18 protein-coding genes and 3 tRNA genes are annotated in these 21,599 nt (G+C 24.2%); 4 read left to right on the top strand and 17 right to left on the bottom strand.

What is annotated here, in order from left to right; translation table 11 throughout:
* The first annotated feature begins 916 nt into the window (after positions 1-916).
* Complete coding sequence (gene mscS, locus AUT07_RS00500) at positions 917-1,744, top strand: small-conductance mechanosensitive channel MscS (RefSeq protein ID WP_395496602.1); 828 nt, start codon at positions 917-919, stop codon at positions 1,742-1,744.
* Between the two features lie 209 nt (positions 1,745-1,953).
* Here the strand turns inward: mscS and AUT07_RS00495 are convergent.
* The 6 genes from AUT07_RS00495 to AUT07_RS00470 all read right to left on the bottom strand — a co-directional run bounded on the left by AUT07_RS00495 (position 1,954) and on the right by AUT07_RS00470 (position 7,318).
* Positions 1,954-2,038 (bottom strand) — tRNA-Leu (locus tag AUT07_RS00495).
* 36 nt (positions 2,039-2,074) lie between these two features.
* Positions 2,075-2,145: transfer RNA gene (locus AUT07_RS00490), tRNA-Cys, on the bottom strand.
* A 41-nt stretch (positions 2,146-2,186) separates the two neighbouring features.
* A tRNA-Gly gene (locus tag AUT07_RS00485) sits at positions 2,187-2,259 on the bottom strand.
* 122 nt (positions 2,260-2,381) lie between these two features.
* The gene (gene pgsA / locus AUT07_RS00480; protein WP_066282716.1) at positions 2,382-2,930 is read right to left on the bottom strand and encodes a CDP-diacylglycerol--glycerol-3-phosphate 3-phosphatidyltransferase; all 549 of its coding nucleotides are present in this window, start codon (positions 2,928-2,930) and stop codon (positions 2,382-2,384) included.
* 1,240 nt (positions 2,931-4,170) lie between these two features.
* Positions 4,171-5,598 carry an alanine/glycine:cation symporter family protein gene (locus AUT07_RS00475; protein WP_066282714.1) on the bottom strand — a complete coding sequence of 476 codons (1,428 nt, stop codon included), beginning with the start codon at positions 5,596-5,598 and terminating at the stop codon, positions 4,171-4,173.
* A 418-nt stretch (positions 5,599-6,016) separates the two neighbouring features.
* The gene (locus tag AUT07_RS00470) at positions 6,017-7,318 is read right to left on the bottom strand and encodes an NAD(P)/FAD-dependent oxidoreductase (RefSeq protein ID WP_066282712.1); all 1,302 of its coding nucleotides are present in this window, start codon (positions 7,316-7,318) and stop codon (positions 6,017-6,019) included.
* 719 nt (positions 7,319-8,037) lie between these two features.
* Here AUT07_RS00470 and rnt point away from each other — a divergent pair.
* Positions 8,038-8,679, top strand: a complete 642-nt coding sequence (rnt, locus tag AUT07_RS00465; protein WP_066282710.1) for a ribonuclease T — start codon at positions 8,038-8,040, stop codon at positions 8,677-8,679.
* An 89-nt stretch (positions 8,680-8,768) separates the two neighbouring features.
* Here the strand turns inward: rnt and AUT07_RS00460 are convergent, their stop codons facing one another.
* Positions 8,769-9,125 (bottom strand): Grx4 family monothiol glutaredoxin, encoded by a 357-nt coding sequence (locus tag AUT07_RS00460; RefSeq protein ID WP_066282707.1) that lies wholly within the window; start codon positions 9,123-9,125, stop codon positions 8,769-8,771.
* Between the two features lie 542 nt (positions 9,126-9,667).
* Between AUT07_RS00460 and pykF the strand changes: the two genes are divergently transcribed.
* Positions 9,668-11,080 carry a pyruvate kinase PykF gene (gene pykF, locus AUT07_RS00450; protein ID WP_066282702.1) on the top strand — a complete coding sequence of 471 codons (1,413 nt, stop codon included), beginning with the start codon at positions 9,668-9,670 and terminating at the stop codon, positions 11,078-11,080.
* A 348-nt stretch (positions 11,081-11,428) separates the two neighbouring features.
* Positions 11,429-11,665, top strand: a complete 237-nt coding sequence (locus tag AUT07_RS00445) for a major outer membrane lipoprotein (protein ID WP_066282699.1) — start codon at positions 11,429-11,431, stop codon at positions 11,663-11,665.
* 64 nt (positions 11,666-11,729) lie between these two features.
* Here AUT07_RS00445 and AUT07_RS00440 read toward each other — a convergent pair whose 3' ends face one another.
* From AUT07_RS00440 to AUT07_RS00395, 10 genes are all read right to left on the bottom strand, one after another.
* Positions 11,730-12,710, bottom strand: coding sequence for a L,D-transpeptidase family protein (locus tag AUT07_RS00440; protein WP_083495536.1), 981 nt, complete (start codon positions 12,708-12,710; stop codon positions 11,730-11,732).
* A 73-nt stretch (positions 12,711-12,783) separates the two neighbouring features.
* Positions 12,784-13,221 carry a cysteine desulfuration protein SufE gene (gene sufE, locus AUT07_RS00435; protein WP_066282698.1) on the bottom strand — a complete coding sequence of 146 codons (438 nt, stop codon included), beginning with the start codon at positions 13,219-13,221 and terminating at the stop codon, positions 12,784-12,786.
* A 31-nt stretch (positions 13,222-13,252) separates the two neighbouring features.
* Positions 13,253-14,509: a cysteine desulfurase SufS gene (gene sufS, locus AUT07_RS00430; protein ID WP_066282695.1), complete on the bottom strand. Its 1,257-nt coding sequence runs from the start codon at positions 14,507-14,509 to the stop codon at positions 13,253-13,255.
* Between the two features lies 1 nt (position 14,510).
* Positions 14,511-15,839, bottom strand: coding sequence for a Fe-S cluster assembly protein SufD (gene sufD / locus AUT07_RS00425; protein ID WP_236860973.1), 1,329 nt, complete (start codon positions 15,837-15,839; stop codon positions 14,511-14,513).
* Positions 15,811-16,554 carry a Fe-S cluster assembly ATPase SufC gene (gene sufC, locus AUT07_RS00420; RefSeq protein WP_066284137.1) on the bottom strand — a complete coding sequence of 248 codons (744 nt, stop codon included), beginning with the start codon at positions 16,552-16,554 and terminating at the stop codon, positions 15,811-15,813. The genes sufD and sufC overlap by 29 nt, the downstream gene beginning before the upstream one ends.
* A gap of 43 nt (positions 16,555-16,597) precedes the next feature.
* Positions 16,598-18,097, bottom strand: a complete 1,500-nt coding sequence (gene sufB / locus AUT07_RS00415; RefSeq protein ID WP_066282690.1) for a Fe-S cluster assembly protein SufB — start codon at positions 18,095-18,097, stop codon at positions 16,598-16,600.
* A gap of 28 nt (positions 18,098-18,125) precedes the next feature.
* A complete protein-coding gene (gene sufA / locus AUT07_RS00410) occupies positions 18,126-18,494 on the bottom strand; it encodes a Fe-S cluster assembly scaffold SufA (protein ID WP_066282689.1) in 369 nt (122 codons plus the stop codon).
* Positions 18,495-19,338: 844 nt separating this feature from the next.
* Entirely contained in the window at positions 19,339-19,905 is a 567-nt protein-coding gene (locus AUT07_RS00405; RefSeq protein WP_066282688.1) for a penicillin-binding protein activator LpoB, read from the bottom strand.
* 514 nt (positions 19,906-20,419) lie between these two features.
* Complete coding sequence (locus tag AUT07_RS00400) at positions 20,420-20,770, bottom strand: HIT domain-containing protein (RefSeq protein WP_066282686.1); 351 nt, start codon at positions 20,768-20,770, stop codon at positions 20,420-20,422.
* 33 nt (positions 20,771-20,803) lie between these two features.
* Complete coding sequence (locus AUT07_RS00395) at positions 20,804-21,589, bottom strand: YchF/TatD family DNA exonuclease (protein WP_066282684.1); 786 nt, start codon at positions 21,587-21,589, stop codon at positions 20,804-20,806.
* Between the last annotated feature and the right edge of the window lie 10 nt (positions 21,590-21,599).

Below are 21,599 nucleotides of genomic sequence, written 5' to 3'. Positions count from 1 at the left end.
AGTATCATTAATATCGATCATTGCATAATTTAATTTTATAATAAAAATTAGTCATTTTTATTTTTTTAATAAGATGTAAAATATATATATGATATAAATCATTTTAGATTTTTTTATAAAAATTACTAAAAATAAATTATAAATCTATTAATAAGATTATTTTTGCTGCTGATAGATGATAAAATTATGCTTGACTACTGTATTCAGTTAAATTATAGAAAAAGTTGAAATGAATAACTAATTTTACAATTACAATAAATAATTACTAGTTTATCTAATTTTTTTTTATTATTTTTACATAATCATGATAACTTTTTCTAAAGTTATTTTTGATATTACATATAAAATATTTGTAAAGTATAATATATATTAACATAACTAAAAATACATAAGTATTTATTACTAATATAAAGTATTTATATAGAAAAATTTTTGGATATTTATTTATAAAAACAAATCTTTATTATATTTTATTATTAAATAAAATAATTAACTTATAAAAATTAATAATAAATAATAATTTTATAGTATGACGATAGCTTTTATATGTATATAGTAAACTAATTAATGGTTAACTAAATACTTAAGATAAAAAATTTATCATTTATCTGATTATTATTTTTAAGTAGTATTTAAAAAAATACATTTTTAAATAATATTATATTTTTAAAAGCAATATATTTAATAATATAATTTAAATTAATTATTTAAAATATAAAAAGGTTTAATTGATATAAAAGATGTAACTAATTTCAATCATTGAATTTATTGAATTTTTTTAAATGTAAATGTAATTTAAAAAATATTTTTAATGTCAGTGATTATCTAAAATCATATAAATTTTACCAAAAAATAAATTTTTAATTTATTAATAGAGATCATAAATATGAATGACAATAATATGATATTAGTAAAAATGATAGAAATATTAAAAACTTGGTTTATTTATCGTCATAATATTTTAATTGAATATATTATAAATATTTTTTTTGCATTATTTATTTTATTGGGGGGTTTAATTATTGCTAGATGGATTTCTAATATCACTAATAGATTAATGTTATTACATATTATAGATAAAACGGTTAGTAATTTTTTATCTGCAATTATTCGTTATGGAATAATTGCAGTTACTATAATATCAGTATTAGGTAAGTTAGGTATACAAACTGCTTCTATTATTACTGTTTTAGGTACTGCAGGTTTAGCTATTGGATTAGCTTTACAAGGTTCTTTATCTAATTTTGCTGCTGGGGTATTATTAGTTATTTTCAAACCATTACGATCAGGAGAATATGTAATTTTAGATTCAGTAGAAGGAATTGTTGAGAATATACAGATTTTATCAACTACATTAAGGACTAATGAAAATCGTATTATTATTATACCAAATAGTAAAATAATTAATAATAACATTATTAATACTTCTCGCCTACCGAATAGGCGTACTCAAATTATAGTTAGTGTGTCTTATAATGTTAATATTGATAAAGTTAAAAAAATATTAGGTGATGTTGTTGCTATTGATAATCGTATTCAACATGATAAAGGTATTATTATTAGATTACATGAAATGGCGCCTAATTCTCTTAATTTTATAGTCCGTTTTTGGACTACTAATATAGATGCCCGTAATGTTTATTGGGATTTAATGGAAAATTTTAAAAAACAATTAGACGCACATAATATTAGCATTCCATTTCCACAATTAGATGTTCATCTATATTCTCTTAAAGAGAAGTAATAAATTTAAATTAATTTTTATTATAAAAATATTTATTAAATATAACTAGATAATTATTTGTCAATTTAAAATTTAAATAATTTTTTATTTTTTAATAAAGTAGTTAATTGCTATTATTATTTATTTTTTAATTTTTAAAAATATTTATGTATTTTAAAAATATAATTAAAAGAATATCATTTTGATTAATGACATATATTTATATTTAGTGCCCAGAGCGGGATTTGAACCCGCACAGCCTTTAAGCTAAGGGATTTTAAGTCCCTAGTGTCTACCTAATTTCACCATCTGGGCTCTTTATAAATAAGCGTATTATAAGATAAAATAGCTAGGCACGACTCGGAATTGAACCGAGGTGACCGGATTTGCAGTCCGCTGCATGACCACTCTGCCATCGCGCCTTTTTTTTGTTTTTACAAATACCACTAGTAAAAAATATTAAAGCGGGAAACGAGATTTGAACTCGCGACCCCAACCTTGGCAAGGTTGTACTCTACCAGCTGAGCTATTCCCGCACTTTAATTATATTTTATAGAAATATTAAATTTACATTATTTTATTTTGTATTTTACTTCTTTATTTTATTGAGTCAATACTATTGTTTATTAATTATTATTATTGTTGTTAATTCTTTTAATTAAACTATATTAAAATATTTCCAAGCTGCAAATAAATATTTAAACATAGACCAAAATGCTAAAATAGCTGCAAAATAAAGTAATATAATAGCAATTATTTCAACATATATATTAGGATGCCATAATAATCCAACTAATGAAATCATTTGTATTGCAGTTTTAAACTTTCCAATCCAAGAAACATTTGTGCAACTATTTTTTCCTTCTTTAATCATCCATGTGCGAAATGAAGAAATAATAATTTCACGTGCAATCATAGTGATAGTTGGTAATGTAACTAACCAGGTATGATAGTATTCTGTTACTAAAACTAATGCTGTTACTACCATGATTTTATCAGCTACTGGATCCAAGAATGCGCCAAATTTTGTTGTTTGTTTCCATAGTCTGGCAATGAAACCATCAATTAAGTCAGTTAAGGCAGCAATAATAAAAAGAAATGCAGAAATAAAAGGTGCCCAATGAAATGGAAGAGAAAAAAATAAAACAAAAAACGGGATTAAAATAATACGTAATAGTGTTAACCAAGTTGGGATATTTAATTGCATAATGCTTTATAATTATCTAGATAAAATCTATACTACATTAGTCTTGTTATTGTAGATTATAATTTTTACTAGTGTATATGAAAAAGTTGTATATTTATAATTTGATTAATGATCATATCACATAGTATATGAAATCTTATTAATATATTTAAGTAACATTTTATTGTTCTTTAAAACATAGTTGTGAGATTTATCACGAATATTTAAATAAAACATAATGCAGGCGGGTAGGATAATAATCCTATATTATTACTACCAGATTTTCAAAAAAATAATTTTATTTTTTTATTATTTTCTTTAGTTATTCATATGAATCTAGAATAGATTAAATCAAAATTAATATTTAATTTTAGAAAATATTAATTATTTAGCTCAGTTGTATTTTTTCTTAATTATAATTATATTCGTAACTATTTATATTTACATATTTATTGTGATATATTATTAATACTCTATACATGTAGTCACAATTACTTCTTTAATGAGTATGAACGATATTGTGTTTTATATACTTATAATATAACTATCCATTTTATAAAAATATTAAAAATCTGATATTTTGTTATTTTATAGTATTTAATTAGAATGAAAGTATTTTATTATATAAATTTTTAATTTATTTTTATTAAGTTTACTGGAGTCTCTTTTTTAAATAATAGTAGTTTTGTTGTATAATTTTTATTTTTAATACTATTAATACATTCATTTTAGTTAATTTTAAATATCGAATTTTTAATATTTTTTGATTATATTTTAGTTAAGTGGAAATTTAATAATATTATTTTTGTAAAATAGTTTATTCATGATTTTGCTAATACAATCGATCTAAAAACATTTATCTTATTTTACTTAATTTTGTTTTTTTAATATTTATACAATAAAGACTTATTACTTTTTTAATAAAAATTATTTTTATGCATGTCATTGTCAAATTATTCACAATCATGCCAATGATATATATTATTTATCTATAAATAAATTTTCTGTCATTGTTTTAAAAATTTATCTTTAATCCTGATAATTTTATGTATTTTAAATTTAAGTTTTTAATTTTTTTAGATAAATAATTGTCCAGATAAATTATATAATTACATTATGTTCTAATAGTCTTGTTTATAAAAATTTTATTGTAATTGGATATTTTATCTAATTTAAATTTTTTAAAAAATTGAATTGAAATATTATAAGCTATATTATTAATTTTTAATTAAGCATTAATTATTATTAATGTAAATATAACTTATATTTTCCAAATATTATTTTTTATTTGTTTTCTTATATCAGGATAAGAATTTATATTAAATATTGGCAATTTCCCAGTTTTTCGTTGGGAATTATAATCCTTAGTAAGTTTTAAGATAATACTTGAGAGCATTAGTATTGCAATAAGATTTATTAATGCCATTAATCCCATAGAAGCATCCGCTAATTTCCATACTAGTGGCATTTCTGCTATTGAACCAAAAATTACCATACTTAAAGTAGCTATTCTAAGAATATATAATCCAGCTGTATGATTTTTATATAAAAAAATCATATTATTTTCCGCATAAGCATAATTGGCAATAATGGAAGTAAAAGCAAAGAAAAAAATAGCTATTGCAATAAATATTGCCCCCCAATCACCAACAGCTGAAGAAAGAGCTCTCTGTGTTAATTCGATACCACTAATACTATTAGTTTCCCCAGTGTTATTTAAAATACCAGAAAAAATAATAATAATTGCCGTCGCACTACAAATTATCAAGGTATCCATAAATACACCTAACATTTGTACATATCCCTGTGATGCAGGATGTGGAGGATAAGGTGATGCTGTTGCTGCTATATTTGGTGCTGAACCCATACCTGCTTCATTTGAAAATAAACCTCGTTGTATTCCTTGTATCATAGATTGTGTAATACTATAACTAACTATCCCACTTACTGCTTCTTGTAATCCAAAAGCATGTTTTATAATTAATAAAAAAACACCAGGTAACCGATCAATATTATTTATCATTATACAACATGTTAATATTAAATATGCTATTGCCATTATAGGAACAATTAATTCTGCTATTCGCGCAATAAAACGTAGTCCGCCAAAAATGATAATTCCACAAATTATAGCAAGAACAATTCCCACATAACATGGATTAAAACCAAAAGCAACTAATGTTGCCTGAGCAATTGAATTAGCTTGAACTGAATTAAATATTAAACCAAAAGCAATTATAAGAAAAATAGAAAAAAGTATCCCCATCCATCTCATTTTTAAACCATTAGCCATATAGTAAGCTGGCCCTCCACGATAATTTCCTTTATCATCTTTTATTTTATACAATTGTGCTAATGTATTTTCTGCAAATGAAGTAGCCATACCAATTAAAGCTACAAGCCACATCCAAAAAATAGCACCAGGACCACCAGTAGTTAATGCAATAGCAACACCAGTAAGATTTCCTGTTCCAACTCTAGCGGCTAAAGTTGTACATAAAGCTTGAAAAGAAGATATACCTGAATTATCTGATTTATTACTATTTTTTAGAACAGCAAACATATGCATAAAATGACGAAATTGAATAATACCCATGCTTATAGTAAAATAAATACCTGCACCAAGTAGTAAATAAATCAATATATATCCCCAAATAATATGATTAAAATAATCAAGTATTTTTATCAAAATATTTACTCCTATCTAATTAAAAATTATTAAATTAAAAAATAACTTATTAATAATTTAAATAACACTTAAAACAACTATTATCATATAAATTTATATTTATATATTAATTAATTCATTTAAAGTATCATTTAATTTTAATTTTTAAGTAATGATTAATATCATGCAAAATATATAGGAAAATTCTTTTATTATTTAGTTAATTTAAATTTATTGTAAAAATTAATATTCAGTAATACTAAAATTATTATTGTTTTATGTTCTCTAATTATTAACTATTAATATTCATTTAAACAATTAAGTTAACATAATTATGTTTAATAGTATTTAATGGTATCTTTAAGTGAATCTTTATAAATATAAAATAATAGTAAAAATCTTATTAAAAATCTATTTACTTATTTTTATTTTATATGATTTAGTAAAATTTTATTTTAGGTTTAATAATACGATTTATGCTACCTGCTAATATCATTAAACCAGTTTTAATATAGCCATGTAACGCTATTTGATGAAATCGATATAATAAAATATAAATCATACGAGCTAATTTGCCCTTAATCATCATATCCCCACATACTAAATTGCCCATTAAATTACCTAAGGTATTAAAACTTGACAATGATATTAAAGATCCATGATCTTTATATTTATATGGTTTTAACTCTTGTTGTTTAATTAATGCTACAATGTTATTGTAACATAATGCAGCCATTTGATGAGCTGCTTGTGCTCTTGGTGGCACAAATCCACCATCTTTTTTACTGCAAGAGGCACAATCTCCAATAGCAAAAATAGAATTATCAAGTGTGGTTTGTAGTGTTGATTTGACTATTAATTGATTAATTTTATTTGTTTCTAGCCCGCCAATTTGTTTCATGAAATTAGGTGCTTTTATGCCAGCAACCCAAACTATAAGATCTGCATTAATTTTTACTCCAGATTTTGTATTAATACCATTAGCATCCACACTAGTTACCATAGTATTAGTTAAAATACTAACACCTAATTTAGCTAATTCATTATGAGCAGCTATAGATATTCGTATTGGCAAGGCAGGTAATATACGTTCTCCTGTTTCAATTAAAATGACATTAAGTGATTTTTTGTTTAATCCATTAAAACCATAATTAATTAATTGATTTATGGTGTTATAAAGTTCAGCAGATAATTCTACTCCTGTGGCTCCACCACCAATAATCGCAATATTGATTTTATTATTTAGTTGATGGTTTACTGAGTAACTTAGAAATAGGTTTGATATAGTATTATGAAAATAATATGCCTGTTTGGGATTATCTAAGAAAACACAATTTTCTTTTACACCTTGTGTATTAAAGTCATTTGATACACTACCTAATGCTATAACTAAAATATCAAATTTTAATTGTCGTTCTGGAACTAATAATTTTCCTTCTTTATTATGTATTTCTGCAAGCCTAATAGTTTTGTTTTTACGATCAATATCTATTAATTTGCCTAAATGAAAATGAAAGTAATGATCATATGCATGAGCCAAATAACTTAAAGTATCAGTTCTATCATCTAAAGAGCCAGATGCAATTTCATGTAATAAAGGTTTCCATAAATGACTTTTATTATGATCAACTAATATAATTTCAGCTTGGTTCTTGCGTCCTAAAGTATTGCCTAATTTAGTTACAAGTTCTAATCCTCCAGCTCCCCCACCTACAATTATAATCTTAATTTTTTGTTTCATAACTATTTTATCCTAAAATAATTTTGTTATTAAAATAAAAATTGATAATTATTTTAACTTTTAAAAAAATAATTTTTACACATATTATAATATAAAATAACATAGTTGATTATTTACTCATAATTAAATTAATAATGATTCATTTGTTATTTTAATTATGTATTATATTAATAATAAAATTATTACTTTTTATGAATTGATATTTAGTATTATGATAATTTTATGTAATCATATTTAATTTTAATTATTAGTTAATTGAATAACATAATACAATATTGTATGTTGTACTTTATTATTTTTAAAATTGATTAATATGATTATTTATATTTCTAATAGTATTTTTTAACATGTGTTATTTTAAAAAATATATATAATATAAATATTTGGTTTAGTATGATTGTGGTTTATTAATTTAAATTATATAAATTAAAATTTAATATTATTCAAAAATTTTAATCAATACTTTTAATTATTAATTAAATATTTTTATAAATAAGTATACGATATTGATTTTTTTATAATTTACCTATCATCTGTTAATGATCATTAAATAATTTTATACAAAATTAATTATGATTATATGCCAGTAAATATATATTTTTAATTTCAATATTTAATCCACAAATTTATCAAAATAATGAATATTAAATATAATTAATTGTAAAAGTAATATTCATATCTAATCTTATTTCATTTTACAATATAGAGCTTTAAAATAAATGTCTAATCAAAAAAATAGTATTAATGAACTAGCAACTCGATTTAGAGGTTATTATCCTGTTGTTATAGATGTAGAAACTGGTGGATTTAATGCACAACAAGACGCTTTATTGGAAGTTGCAGCTGTGACATTAAAAATGGATCAAGATGGTTGGTTGCAAATTGATGATAATCTTCATTTTCATATTTTACCATTTGCTGGTGCAAATATAGAGGCATCTGCATTAGCATTTACAGGTATAGATCCAACTAATCCTTTGCGTAATGCTGTAGATGAATACACTGCTCTACATGAAATTTTTAAAATAGTTAGACAAGGAATTAAAAATAATGATTGCAATAGAGCTATTATTGTCGCTCATAATGCTAATTTCGATCATAGTTTTCTCATGGCTGCTGCTCAAAGAACAAATTTAAAACATAATCCATTTCATCCATTTGCTACTTTTGATACCGCGACACTTAGTGGACTAGTTTTTGGACAAACTATTTTAGCTAAAGCTTGTTATATAGCCAGAATTCCCTTTGATGGGAAACAGGCACATTGCGCACTTTATGATACTGATAGAACTGCATTATTATTTTGTGAGATTGTGAATAGATGGAAAAAATTAGGTGGTTGGCCATTAGTAAATGATTAATAGTTATAAATGAAGATATAGTTATAAGTAAACAAAAGATAAACAATAACAACTATTTGTTATTGTTCTAAGTGTTTATGATCTAAAAATCAATTATTTAATTTATTGGCATTTTCTTTTAAATTACGATATTTATTAGCTGTTTCTATTATTAATTTTTGTAATTCACCTTTTTGGTACATTTCAGTGATAATATCACATCCGCCAATTAATTTTCCATCAATCCATAACTGTGGAAATGTTGGCCAATTTGCATACTTAGGTAATTCAGTACGTATGTCATGATTTAATAAAATATCTACATAGGCAAATCGTTCACCACAGGCAGAAAGCGCTTTTACTGCCTGAGCTGAAAAACCACAATTTGGAAATTTAGGTGAACCTTTCATATATATAATAATTGGATTTTTTTCTATTTGATGTTTAATTTTTTCAATTATATTCATTATATTTCCTTTTAAAAATTAAATTTTAAAATTATATATTTTATAATATATTAATATATAATATAATTTTAATCTGTAAATTATTTAAATAAAAATATTTAAATTTTAAAATAATTAATAACAAAAATTATGTCATTATATGACTATATTGTATTGATATCTTAATAAATAAGATTTATATATTTAATATTACATTACAAATATTTTTATCGTATGTTGTAAATAAAATTGATAAAAACTGTTTTAAAAAAAATATTTTCTATTTATTTATTTAGTGTTTTTATTGTATTATTTAAAAAAATTAATTTAAAAATTTTTACAGTAAACTATTTTTTAATACATTTAATAAAAAAACAATATTTACTTATATCATATGATGATATAATATCACAGAATATTAATATTTAAATTAAAATTAATAATTGTTTTTTTGCTTATTATTTATAATCAGTATTATTGTAGTTATTATTATAATATATAAGTTTATTAAAAATAAAAAATTAGTGATATAATATATATTAGCTAATTACAGAATAACTTTTATGAAAAAAACTAAAATTGTTTGTACTATTGGCCCAAGAACTGAATCTAAAGAAATATTATCACAATTGTTAGATGCTGGTATGGATGTCATGAGATTAAATTTTTCTCATGGTAATCATGAGGAACATGGTCAACGTATTAAAAATCTTCGTAGTGTTTGTATAGAGCAAAATAAACAAGCAGCTATATTATTAGATACAAAAGGGCCTGAAATTCGTACAATGTATCTTAAAAAAGGTAAGGAAGTATCCTTAATTACTGGTCAGAATTTTATTTTAACTACTGATACTTCAGTTATTGGTAATCATGATCGAGTTGCAGTTACTTATTCAGGATTAACTAATGATCTTCATCCAGGTAATATTATCTTGATTGATGATGGCTTAATTAGTATGGAAGTTTTATTTATTAAAAGTAATAATATATATTGTAAAGTGCTTAATAATGGTGATTTAGGTGAAAATAAAGGGGTTAATTTACCAGGAGTTTTCATTAGTTTACCTGCGTTATCGGAAAAAGATAAACAAGATTTAATTTTTGGTTATCAACAAGGTATTGATTTTATTGCAGCTTCATTTATACGCAAACGGGCTGATGTAGAAGAAATTCGTAATCATCTAATACAACATAGTGATAAGAATATTCAAATAATTTCTAAAATTGAAAATCAAGAAGGGTTGAATAATTTTGATGAAATTTTAGAAGCTTCAGATGGAATTATGGTAGCACGTGGTGATCTTGGGGTAGAGATTCCTGTTGAAGAAGTTATTTTTGCACAAAAAATGATGATTGAAAAATGTGTCGCTGCTAGAAAAATAGTTATTACTGCCACTCAATTATTAGATTCTATGATTAAAAATCCTCGCCCAACTCGTGCCGAAGCAGGTGACGTAGCTAATGCTATTTTAGATGGTACTGATGCCGTTATGTTATCTGGTGAAAGTGCCAAAGGAAAATATCCTATTGAAGCAGTAAAAATTATGGCTACGATTTGTGATCGTACTGATCGTGTTATGGCAAGTCGTATTGATAATAGTAAAATAAATCAAAAGTTACGTATTACTGAGGCAGTTTGTCGTGGTGCCATTGAAATGGCTGAAAAATTAAACTCTAAATTAATTATAGTTGCTACTTATGGTGGTAAATCAGCAAAATCAGTACGTAAATATTTTCCAACAGCACCGATTTTAGCTTTAACAACCAATGAAGAAACTGCGCGTCAATTGTTATTAGTTAAAGGTGTTATCCCTCAATTAGTTAAAGAAATTGCCTCTACTGATGATTTTTATCGTATTGGTAAACAAATTGCTTTAAGAAATAATATGGCTACAACTAATGATGTTGTAGTTATGGTGTCCGGTGCATTAGTATCAACTGGTACAACAAATACATCATCTGTTCATATTTTATAATAGTAATATTAATAGTATTAATTAATATTGTGATTTATATATTACTTTTCTATAACTATTCTGTTATCATAACATTTTATTATATATCTTATATTTAATATGTAATAATTAATTATATATATTATATAATAAGAATAAAAAATTTGTTTTTTATTAAATAACTTAGTACATTTTTATAGAAAATATTTTGATTAAGTACTAGCATAATGATAAGTAAGTATTTTTCCTAAATTTGAAATATTATAATTATTCAAATTTAAAAACAGAAATTGGTTTTGTATTTTGTCAGGAAAACCTCTAATACTTACTTTATTACTTAGCGATTAACTAAATTTAGAGGGTAATATAATGAATCGTACTAAAGTTGTATTTAGCTCTATTGTTCTAGCCTCCAGTCTTTTGGCAGGTTGTTCAACAAGTAGCCAAATTAACAAACTATTTTCAGATGTTCAAACTTTGAACGGTAAGGTTGAGCAACTATCTAATGATGTTCAATCATTACGTACTGATATACAAATGACTAATGATGAAGCTATCCGGGCTAATCAACGGTTAGATAATCAAGTACGTAAATATAAAAAGTAATCCAATAGTTTTTTCTTTTTGATTACCATATATAATTAACAAGGCGCCAAAAATAGGTGCCTTGTTAATTATATATGGTTACTTTTTTTATTATATTTTTTCTATTATTATTTTTAGGATTCAATTTAATCTTATTTATCTTTACAGGCATTCCTGAACGTCTAGCTATAGTTTTGTCGACTAATTCTTTATCAATTTCTGCTTGTTGTAAGAATTTTTTAAATTCTTTGCTATATATTAATGGCATGATCTGTGGATCATCAGATTCTCTTGTAGATAAAGGTTGATGTACTTCTATATAATAACTACCATCTTGCTCTTTAGAATATTTTATTGGTTCATTAATTATTTGTACCCTAGTTCCTATTGGTATAGAATAAAATAATTTCTCCATATCATCTGGTCTTAAACGAATGCAACCAGCAGTAATACGTAATCCAATTCCAAAATTAGTATTAGTACCATGAATTAGATATTGACCTTGATCGTAAGATAATCTTAATGCATATAAACCCATAGGGTTATCAGGCCCAGCAGGTAATACTTGGGGTAAAATAATACCATCTTCAGCGTAACGTTTACGTATATTAGAAGTTGGTGTCCAAGTTGGATTTTTAATTAATTGACTAACATTTGTTATCATTATAGGTGTATTATTAGTTCCTAATTGACCAATGCCAATAGGGTAAACAATAACCTTATTACTTCCTTTTGGAAAAAAATATAATCTTAATTCAGCTAAATTAATAATTATGCCATTACGTTTGGTTGCTGGTAGTAACATTTGTGATGGAATTATTAATTTTATACCAGCTTTAGGTAAATAAGGATCTATACCTGGATTAGCTTCTAACATCCCAAGTAACCCTATTTTGAATTTACGTGCTATTTCTTCTAATGGAGGGCGATCATTTGGTACTACATATTGTTTGTTTTTTCCAATTAAACGTGACTTCGTAGACGGCAAAGAATATTCAGCAATACCAAAATTAAAAATTATACTACTTGAAAATAATAAACTAATAAAAAATAAAACCATATTCATCAATTTTTCCTAAAAATTTATAAAGCTTCTCATATGAGAAAATATAACTTTGAATATTTAATAGATTAAAAGCTTATTCATTGTTTAGTTTATTTATTTTATAAATTTCAGCTCGCTGATAAATTGTTTTAATTATAGAATGCAAACCATGATTTCTTGATGGAGTCAAATGTTGTTCTAATGATAACTTTTGAAAAAATATTTTACTATCCGTAGTTAAAATTTGTTGTACTGTTTTATTTTGAAAAATAATTATTACTAATGCTATTAAACCTTTTACTATAGAAGAATCACTATCACCAAAAAATATCATTTTTTCTTCATTATTTGGTTCCATAACAATCCATACTAAACTTTGACATCCTAAAACTTGATTTTTTTTCTGTTTTTGCATGTCAGTTAATGGTAATAATTTTTCTCCTAATTCAATTAAATACAAGTATTTTTGTTCCCAGTTTAAGCACCGTGAAAAATTATTCAATAATTTATTTTCATCAGGTAAAATTGACATAATTTTATCTTATATTCTGTATTATTACAGATTAACTTAGTAAGTTTTCAATATATTGAAGTTTTTCTACTAGAAAATCAATTTCTTCTTTAGTAGTATAAAGAGCCAAAGAGATTCTACACATAGCTTTTACTTGATAGAATTTCATCAATGGTAATGCACAATGGTGTCCTGTACGTATTGCAATAGCATAATTATCTAAAAAACTACCTATGTCGTAGGCGTGATGATTACCTAAATTAAAGGCAATAACACCCTGACGTTCATTGGGACCATAGAGTCGTAATGTATTGACTGTACTTAAACGTTTGATAGCATATTGCATTAATGTGGTTTCATGATTATATATTTGTTTATATCCAATATTATTAATATAACGTAATGCTTCTCCTAAACCAATAATGCCACTGATATTAGGTGTACCTGCTTCAAATCTCCACGGTGATTTTTCATAAGTAATATCAATAATTGATGGATTAGATAAAGTCATGTTAACTGTATTTATCATTGCTCCACCACCTTGCCAAGGTGGTAAAATATCTAATAATGCTTTTTTACCATATAAAACACCAATGCCAGTAGGTCCATATAGTTTATGTCCAGAAAAGACGTAAAAATCACAATCTAAATCCTGTACATCAATTATTTGATGTATAATACTTTGAGCTCCATCTAACATAATATGAAGTTTTTTTGTTTTTTTTTCTACACATTTACGAGCATATGCAATAATTTTTTTTACTGGATTAACAGTACCTAAAATATTAGACATGTGAGTAAAAGCAAATAATTTAGTCCTATTATCAATTAATTTATCTAAATATTCAACAATTAGCTTTCCGTCATCACTAATTGGTAATACACGAATATCAAAACCAATCTGATTAGCTAGTAAATACCAAGGAACTATATTAGCGTGATGTTCCATTTGAGTGATAATAATATTATCACCAGATTTTAGAAAATATTTGCTATAACTATTAGCAATTAAATTTATACCTTCAGTAGTTCCTTTAACAAAAATAATTTCCTCAGCACTAGAAGCATGAATAAAGTTAGCAACTTGCTGTCGAACATTTTCTACCATAGTAGTTGCTTCTATACTTAAGCTATGGATACCTCTATGTACTGTAGAATAATGATGATAAAGAAATTCTTTTTCTTTTTCTATTACTTGTATTGGTTTTTGTGCACTAGCTGCGCTATCTAAATAAATTAAAGGTTGATCTTTGATTTTTTCTGATAGCATAGGAAAATCTTTTCTTATAGCTGTAACTGAATATGTCATATTAAATCCCTGATAATCGTTTATGAATAAAATACATAATCTGATTACTAACTATTTTATTATCAATAGATTTAATTATTTCAGAGGTAAAAGAAACCATGATTATATGTTTTGCATAATTAACATTAATTCCACGTGAACGTAAATAAAATAACTGCGCATCATCAATATTTCCTACTATAGCACCATGACTACACTGAACATCATCAGCATAAATTTCTAACTGTGGCTTAGTGTTAATTTCTGCTTTTTTACCAAATAATAAATTGTTATTTGTCATTTTACCATCTGTTTTAAGTGCTATTGGTGAAACTTTAATCATACCATTAAAAATGGCTTTACTTTCATCTATTGCTATAGTTTTATGTAACTGGCGACTTTTACAAAAAGGTTGGTTATGTTCAAGATAAGTCCTAGTATCAAAAATTTCCTTATTCTTTGGTAATAATAAACTATTTAGTTCTATTCTACTATTAATTCCATTTAATTTTACACTAGTATGATGTCTAAGTAATGATGATCCTATAAAAATATTATTACTTTTTATTTGATTATTTTTTCCTGATAAAATGTCATTATGAGAAAAATGATTACTTCTATTGTTTTCAACGTTGAATTTTATATGAGTAAAATTACTATTATCACCAATATTAACAGTTAATCGACTTCCTGTTAGATGTGGTTTTTCATCAATAGAAACAAAATGTTCAATAACTTGTGATTTACAATCAGATCCTATTTCTATATGGTAGTAATAGTGACTTGTATTAATATAATTACTATATTTTGATCCAGATGTAATATTTAATATATAAAGTGGTTGTTTCACATGATTATGAGACTTTAATCTAATAAATAGTGGTTGGGCAGCTAGACTTTTAGTTAAGTATAGAAATATTTCATTATCTATTATTGGTTCTGGGACTTGTGCTAAAGTATCCATAATTTGTATTTGATAAGGTCCAAAGTTATCACTACTTAGATTAGAAATAAAATATCCATTAAAAAAAATAATTTTCCAACAATCAATTGATATAGTTAATTGATTTAATTGATCTGCAGTAATTGTATGAAATTCATTGCTATCTTCTAATATATAATTAGATTTAAGTACTTTATTTAAAGGTGTATATTGCCATTCTTCATTTGTAAATTCTGGAAATCCTATTTTTTCTGCTTTTTTCCAATATTCTTGAGCTTTTTTTTCATTAGCCCTTTCACTATTATAAAATAGCGAAGAAAATTTTTTTATTGCTTGTTGATTTAATTTTTTTATTATACGCTTTTTTTTAGCTTTATCACTATAGGTCAATAGCCCATCCATATCCATGTGCCTCTAATTTTTTTACTAACGCAAAATCACCTGATTGAATAATTTTTCCTTGATGGAAAATATGAACAAAATTAGGCGATATATAATTTAGAATTCTTTGATAATGAGTAACTATTATAAAAGCGCGTTTATTATTTCGTAATGAGTTAATACTATTTGATACTATTTTAAGTGAATCAATATCTAGACCTGAGTCAGTCTCATCTAAAATACATAATTCAGGTTCTAATACAGTCATCTGTAATATATCATTACGTTTTTTTTCCCCACCAGAAAAACCAACATTAACTGATCTAGTAAGTAAATCTTTAGGCATATTAAGTAATTTAATTTTATTTTCAACAAAATCCTGAAATTCAAAAGTATCAAGTATTGGTTGTTTACGATATGCTCTTACTGCATTAACTGAAGTTTGTAAGAAAAAATTATTACTCACACCAGGAATTTCTATAGGATATTGAAATGCTAAAAATATACCCTCACCTGCACGTTCTTCAGGGGATAATTCAAGTAAATTTTTATTTTTAAATAAAATTTCACCTTTTTCTATTTTGTATTCTTCGCGTCCAGCTAATATTACTGATAATGTACTTTTTCCTGATCCATTAGGTCCCATTATTGCATGCACTTCGCCTGGCTTTATTTCTAAATTTAATCCTTTGATAATTTGATTATCTTCAATACTAACATGCAAATTTTTTATGCTTAACATTGTATTGGCCTTTTGAATGGTTGAATATTTTAATAACAATTAATCATCCAACACTGTTTTCTATACTAATGGCTAATAATTTTTGGGCTTCAATAGTAAATTCTAATGGTAATTTAGAAAAGACATCTTTACAAAAACCATTTACGATCATAGAAATAGCATCATCTTTACTAATTCCACGTTGTAAACAATAAAAAAGCTGATCTTCACCAATACGAGATGTACTAGCTTCATATTCTAACTTTGCGTTATTATTTTTTACTTCTATATAAGGATATGTATGTGCACCGCATTTTGTTCCAATTAACATAGAATCACATTGTGTATAATTTCTAGCATTTTCTGCAGTAGGTAAAATTTTTACTAAACCACGGTAACTATTTTGACTATATCCTGCTGCAATACCTTTAGAAATAATAGTAGAATGTGTATTTTTACCAATATGAATCATTTTTGTACCTGTATCAGCTTGTTGATAACTATTAGTTAAAGCTACTGAAAAAAATTCTCCTATAGAATTATCACCTTTTAGAATAACACTGGGATATTTCCAAGTAATAGCTGATCCAGTTTCTGATTGAGTCCAGGACATTTTTGCATTTTTACCTTCACATAATGCACGTTTAGTGACAAAATTTAAAATTCCACTAGATTTATTTTTTCCTGAAAACCAATTTTGTATAGTAGAGTATTTTACTTCAGCATTTTTATGAACAATGACTTCAACCACAGCCGCGTGTAATTGATAACTATCTCTAATTGGAGCTGAACAACCTTCAATATAACTAACATAGCTACTTTCATCAGCAATTAAAATAGTTCTCTCAAATTGACCTATTTTAGGAGTATTAATGCGAAAATATGTTGATAATTCCATAGGACAATGAATACCTTTAGGTATATAAACAAAAGTGCCATCAGAAGCTACTGCAGAATTTAATGCAGCAAAAAAATTATCTTTATTAGGTACTACAGTACCAATATATTTTTTTACTAAATTAGAATATTTTTGAATTGCTTCACTAAAAGAACAGAAAATAATGCCCATTTTTGCTAATTTTTTACTGTAAGTTGTTGAAACAGAAACAGAATCAAAAATTGCATCCACTGCAATTGATTGATCTTCATGTACTGGGATACCTAATTTATTAAATGTTTCTTCAACTTCTTCTGTTAGATAAATATTATTATGAGAATTTTTTTCATCTATAGTTAAATTAATTTTAGAAGTATTTTTATCTTGACAAACATTACATGCTGGAGCAGCATAATAACTGAATTCTTGATAGTTTAAGTTGGGGTAGAATCCTTTTATCCAGTGTGGCTCTTCCATATTCAGCCAATGATGATAAGCTTCTAAGCGAAACTGCAACATCCAATCTGGTTCATTACGTTTACTTGATATAGCTCTAATAACTTCTTCATTAATACCCTTAGCTAATTTATCTGTGGCAACATTAGTAAAAAACCCCTCCTTATAACGATGCTCAGTTAACCATTTTTGTACTTCTTTATTAGTATTTTCTATATTATTTTGTGACATAATTTAATTCACTTAAATACCAAAGCTTTTAAATACCAAAGCTTTCGCCACAACCACAGGCATATTGAGCTTTAGGATTATTAAATTTGAAAATTTGATTAATTCCTTCTCGAACATAATCAACCTCAGTCCCATCAATAAATGGCATAACTTTTAGAGGTACAAATAATTTAGCACCACTATTCTCAAATAGCATATATTCTTTAGTAAGCTTATCTATCAATGTAATAACATAACTAAATCCAGCACAACCTGATTGTTTTATAGTCAGAGATATACCTTGACTATTGGGATTTTTTTTCATTAATTTACAAATTTGAGATACAGCTGTATTAGTCATTGTAAGGCCATCCCAGGTTGCTTCACTTAAAGAAAAAATATTGATATGATTTATCATTGTTGACCTTATTAAATTGAATATTATTATTATACCATATTATTTATATAAAAACATTTTTACTTAAAAATGTTTTTAATTAATTTATTTTTCTTATCATATTTTTATTAATTACTGATTACATTAGTTATTAACAGTTATTAACCATAATAATTTATTGATAATTAAAGTAATTTAATAATCTAAATATTTTTATAATAACATTTAATTATATTATGTATTAGTTTTTATTTTCGAAATAATTATTTTATTAATTGTTATTATTTAATTTTAGTAATAATCATTTTCATTAATTAACTAATGTAATCATATTAATCTAAATACTTATCATGATCATGATAAGTATTATTTTATATATATTTATACTTGATATTAAATCATTACAGTGAATAATAATTAGATTAAAATAAAATTACTATTATTTAAAATAAGTTTGATATAAATTTAATTAACAATTTTACTTCTAATAGAATAAATAGTAACAATATTAACTTTAAATATAGAAAAATAATCTTTATTAGATACAAATTTTGTATTTGTAATATAAATATTAATATTTATATTAATAGTTTATATAATTTAACTTTAGATTTATATACCCATATTTTATAGATTGAGTAAATAAATATTTTATAAAAAATTATAATGCTTTTATTTCATATATCAATAAATATTGTATTATATTAACGCGATAATTATGAAATCAAATTAATATATTCTTTTATTTAAAAAAATATATTTATATTAACTAGCTTAGTATACACTAAATATAAAAATTATTACAAATATTTTATTATTATTTTTTATTATGTTATTTGTAATTTATTACAATTAAATTATATTTTTATTCAATCTTGTTAATTCCAGACCAAAAAATTTCACCTGTTTGAGTTTCTATTAATTGCATTTTAATTTCTTTATATTTTTTATTATCTGAAATAATTAAATAAAGTACATAATCAGCATGCATATAACGAGCTAATCCAATTATTTTGCTTCGCATAATTAAATTATCTTCTTGAGATAATCCTAAAGATTGGCGTGCATTTGCTACCATATTTTGTGGTACTAATTTAAATATATTTTTTTTATTGAATATTTCAATAATCGCATCAATTATTTTCATTGATTGAATTGATGTATTAGTATTATTTTGAATTGAATCAATTAATAAAACTTTATTTGATTGAACAATTTGAGATTTTATTAATTGATTACTTAAAGGAATTAATACTTTTATCCAATCTATTGTTTTTAATTCTGGTATTTTAGGTACAGTTTCTGGCATAGACATTATTGCTTTATTTTCTCTATTAACTGTCTTAGTTATTGGAATTAATTGTTTTTTTGTTATTAGTGAGCAACTGATTAACATATATGATATGATAATAACTTGAACAATACATCTCATTTAACTTTCTCTTGTATAATTAGAATATCAAAATTAATGATATTCATAAAATTTTTAATAAATAATTAGCATTATTTTATTAGTGATACATATTTTATTATGTGTTTAAAATATAGGGATAATATTATATTAATAATAAAATTTTATGTATTTCTTTAAATTCTTTAATATTTTCTTTATTGCTTCTCAATTTAAAAAATCTGAATAGAATTCAATTCTTAATTTACTTATCGTATTAATTATTTTTAAATTGCTACATTTATAAGTATCATATAATTCATAATTATGATTGCAAAACATAAAAATATTATCTAATAGTTATTAATTAATAATACCTCTTTCTTCCAAAAAAACAAAAATTTATTAGTTTAATAAAACTATTTTAATACTATTAATATATATTAATTTAATAGCCAATTAATATATATTAATAATGATTGAATATAGTTAGTTATTTTAGTCCTACTATATCTAGTATATAGTAGATAATATATTTATTTAATATATATTATTTTTATTCAATTAAAATTGGGCCTAAATTATGCCCACCTACTAAATGTATATGAAGATGAAAAATTTCTTGACCAGCATGTTGATTACAATTTATAATCAAACGATATCCATTATTAGCAATGCCTTCATGTTTAGCTATTTTTGCTGCTGTAGTAATCATATGACCTAATATTTGTTTATGCTCATGTTTTACATGATTAATACTAGCAATTAAAATATTCGGAACAATTAAAATATGCACTGGTGCTTTTGGTTTTATATCTCTAAATGCTGTCACTAAATCATCTTGATAAACTATATCAGAATAAATTTCTCTACGTATAATTTTACTAAAAATTGTTTCTGTTTTCATAATTTATCCTTTAATTTTTAAAATATAATTATTTTAATCATGTTTAATTTTTAAATTAAAAAGATTACAGAAATTTTTTGTAGTAGCTCTAGCAACTTCTTCAATATCTATATTTCTTATTTTAGCTAAAAATAATGCGATATTTTTGACATAAGCTGGCTGATTTTCTTGCCCTCTATAGGGAACTGGAGTTAAATAAGGTGAATCAGTTTCAATTAAAATACGATCTAATGGTATCATACGTGCTACTTTTCTAATATTTTCAGAGTTATGAAATGTTAATATGCCGGAAAATGATATATAAAGACCTAAATCTAATAATGCTTTAGCTGTTTGTTCATCTTCTGTGAAAGAATGCAAAATACCTCCGCATTCACCTACTTGTTCTTCTTTTAATATTTTTAAAGTGTCTTTTGTGGATTTTCTAGTATGTATAATTACAGGTTTTTTTAATTGAGAACCTATACGAATATGTTGACGAAAAGATATTTGTTGTAATTTAATGTTGTCAGTTCGATAATAATAATCTAGACCTGTTTCTCCTAAAGCGATAACTGAATCATCTGATGCTAAATTTATAAGTTCGTTACTATCATAATCGTTGTTGATTTCTAGTGGATGTATGCCACATGAAAATGCTATGTTCTTCTTTTGAAGAATTCTCTTTTTCATATTCACAAAATTTGATAATGTTGTAGATATAGCTAAAATATATTTGACATCGTTATTTATTGCTTTATTTATAACATCATTTATATTTTTGTGTTTATCTTTGTAATTTAAACAATCTATATGACAATGTGAATCAATTAAAAACATAATAAACTCC

Origin of the sequence: Candidatus Arsenophonus lipoptenae, from assembly GCF_001534665.1 — a bacterium.
Lineage (GTDB): Bacteria > Pseudomonadota > Gammaproteobacteria > Enterobacterales > Enterobacteriaceae > Arsenophonus > Arsenophonus lipoptenae.
Note: the sequence above shows the minus strand (reverse complement) of the source record. Positions and strands in the feature narration are given on the sequence as shown.

Excerpts from the sequence above, each read along its gene's own strand:
- AUT07_RS00445 (WP_066282699.1), top strand. The coding sequence starts at position 11,429 with ATGAATCGTACTAAAGTTGTATTTAGCTCTATTGTTCTAGCCTCCAGT.
- AUT07_RS00400 (WP_066282686.1), bottom strand. The coding sequence starts at position 20,770 with ATGAAAACAGAAACAATTTTTAGTAAAATTATACGTAGAGAAATTTAT.
- sufB (WP_066282690.1), bottom strand. The coding sequence starts at position 18,097 with ATGTCACAAAATAATATAGAAAATACTAATAAAGAAGTACAAAAATGG.
- pgsA (WP_066282716.1), bottom strand. The coding sequence starts at position 2,930 with ATGCAATTAAATATCCCAACTTGGTTAACACTATTACGTATTATTTTA.
- AUT07_RS00470 (WP_066282712.1), bottom strand. The coding sequence starts at position 7,318 with ATGAAACAAAAAATTAAGATTATAATTGTAGGTGGGGGAGCTGGAGGA.
- sufS (WP_066282695.1), bottom strand. The coding sequence starts at position 14,509 with ATGACATATTCAGTTACAGCTATAAGAAAAGATTTTCCTATGCTATCA.
- AUT07_RS00395 (WP_066282684.1), bottom strand. The coding sequence starts at position 21,589 with ATGTTTTTAATTGATTCACATTGTCATATAGATTGTTTAAATTACAAA.
- pykF (WP_066282702.1), top strand. The coding sequence starts at position 9,668 with ATGAAAAAAACTAAAATTGTTTGTACTATTGGCCCAAGAACTGAATCT.
- sufE (WP_066282698.1), bottom strand. The coding sequence starts at position 13,221 with ATGTCAATTTTACCTGATGAAAATAAATTATTGAATAATTTTTCACGG.
- AUT07_RS00460 (WP_066282707.1), bottom strand. The coding sequence starts at position 9,125 with ATGAATATAATTGAAAAAATTAAACATCAAATAGAAAAAAATCCAATT.
- AUT07_RS00405 (WP_066282688.1), bottom strand. The coding sequence starts at position 19,905 with ATGAGATGTATTGTTCAAGTTATTATCATATCATATATGTTAATCAGT.
- mscS (WP_395496602.1), top strand. The coding sequence starts at position 917 with ATGATAGAAATATTAAAAACTTGGTTTATTTATCGTCATAATATTTTA.
- AUT07_RS00440 (WP_083495536.1), bottom strand. The coding sequence starts at position 12,710 with ATGAATATGGTTTTATTTTTTATTAGTTTATTATTTTCAAGTAGTATA.
- sufA (WP_066282689.1), bottom strand. The coding sequence starts at position 18,494 with ATGATAAATCATATCAATATTTTTTCTTTAAGTGAAGCAACCTGGGAT.
- rnt (WP_066282710.1), top strand. The coding sequence starts at position 8,038 with ATGTCTAATCAAAAAAATAGTATTAATGAACTAGCAACTCGATTTAGA.
- sufC (WP_066284137.1), bottom strand. The coding sequence starts at position 16,554 with ATGTTAAGCATAAAAAATTTGCATGTTAGTATTGAAGATAATCAAATT.
- sufD (WP_236860973.1), bottom strand. The coding sequence starts at position 15,839 with ATGGATATGGATGGGCTATTGACCTATAGTGATAAAGCTAAAAAAAAG.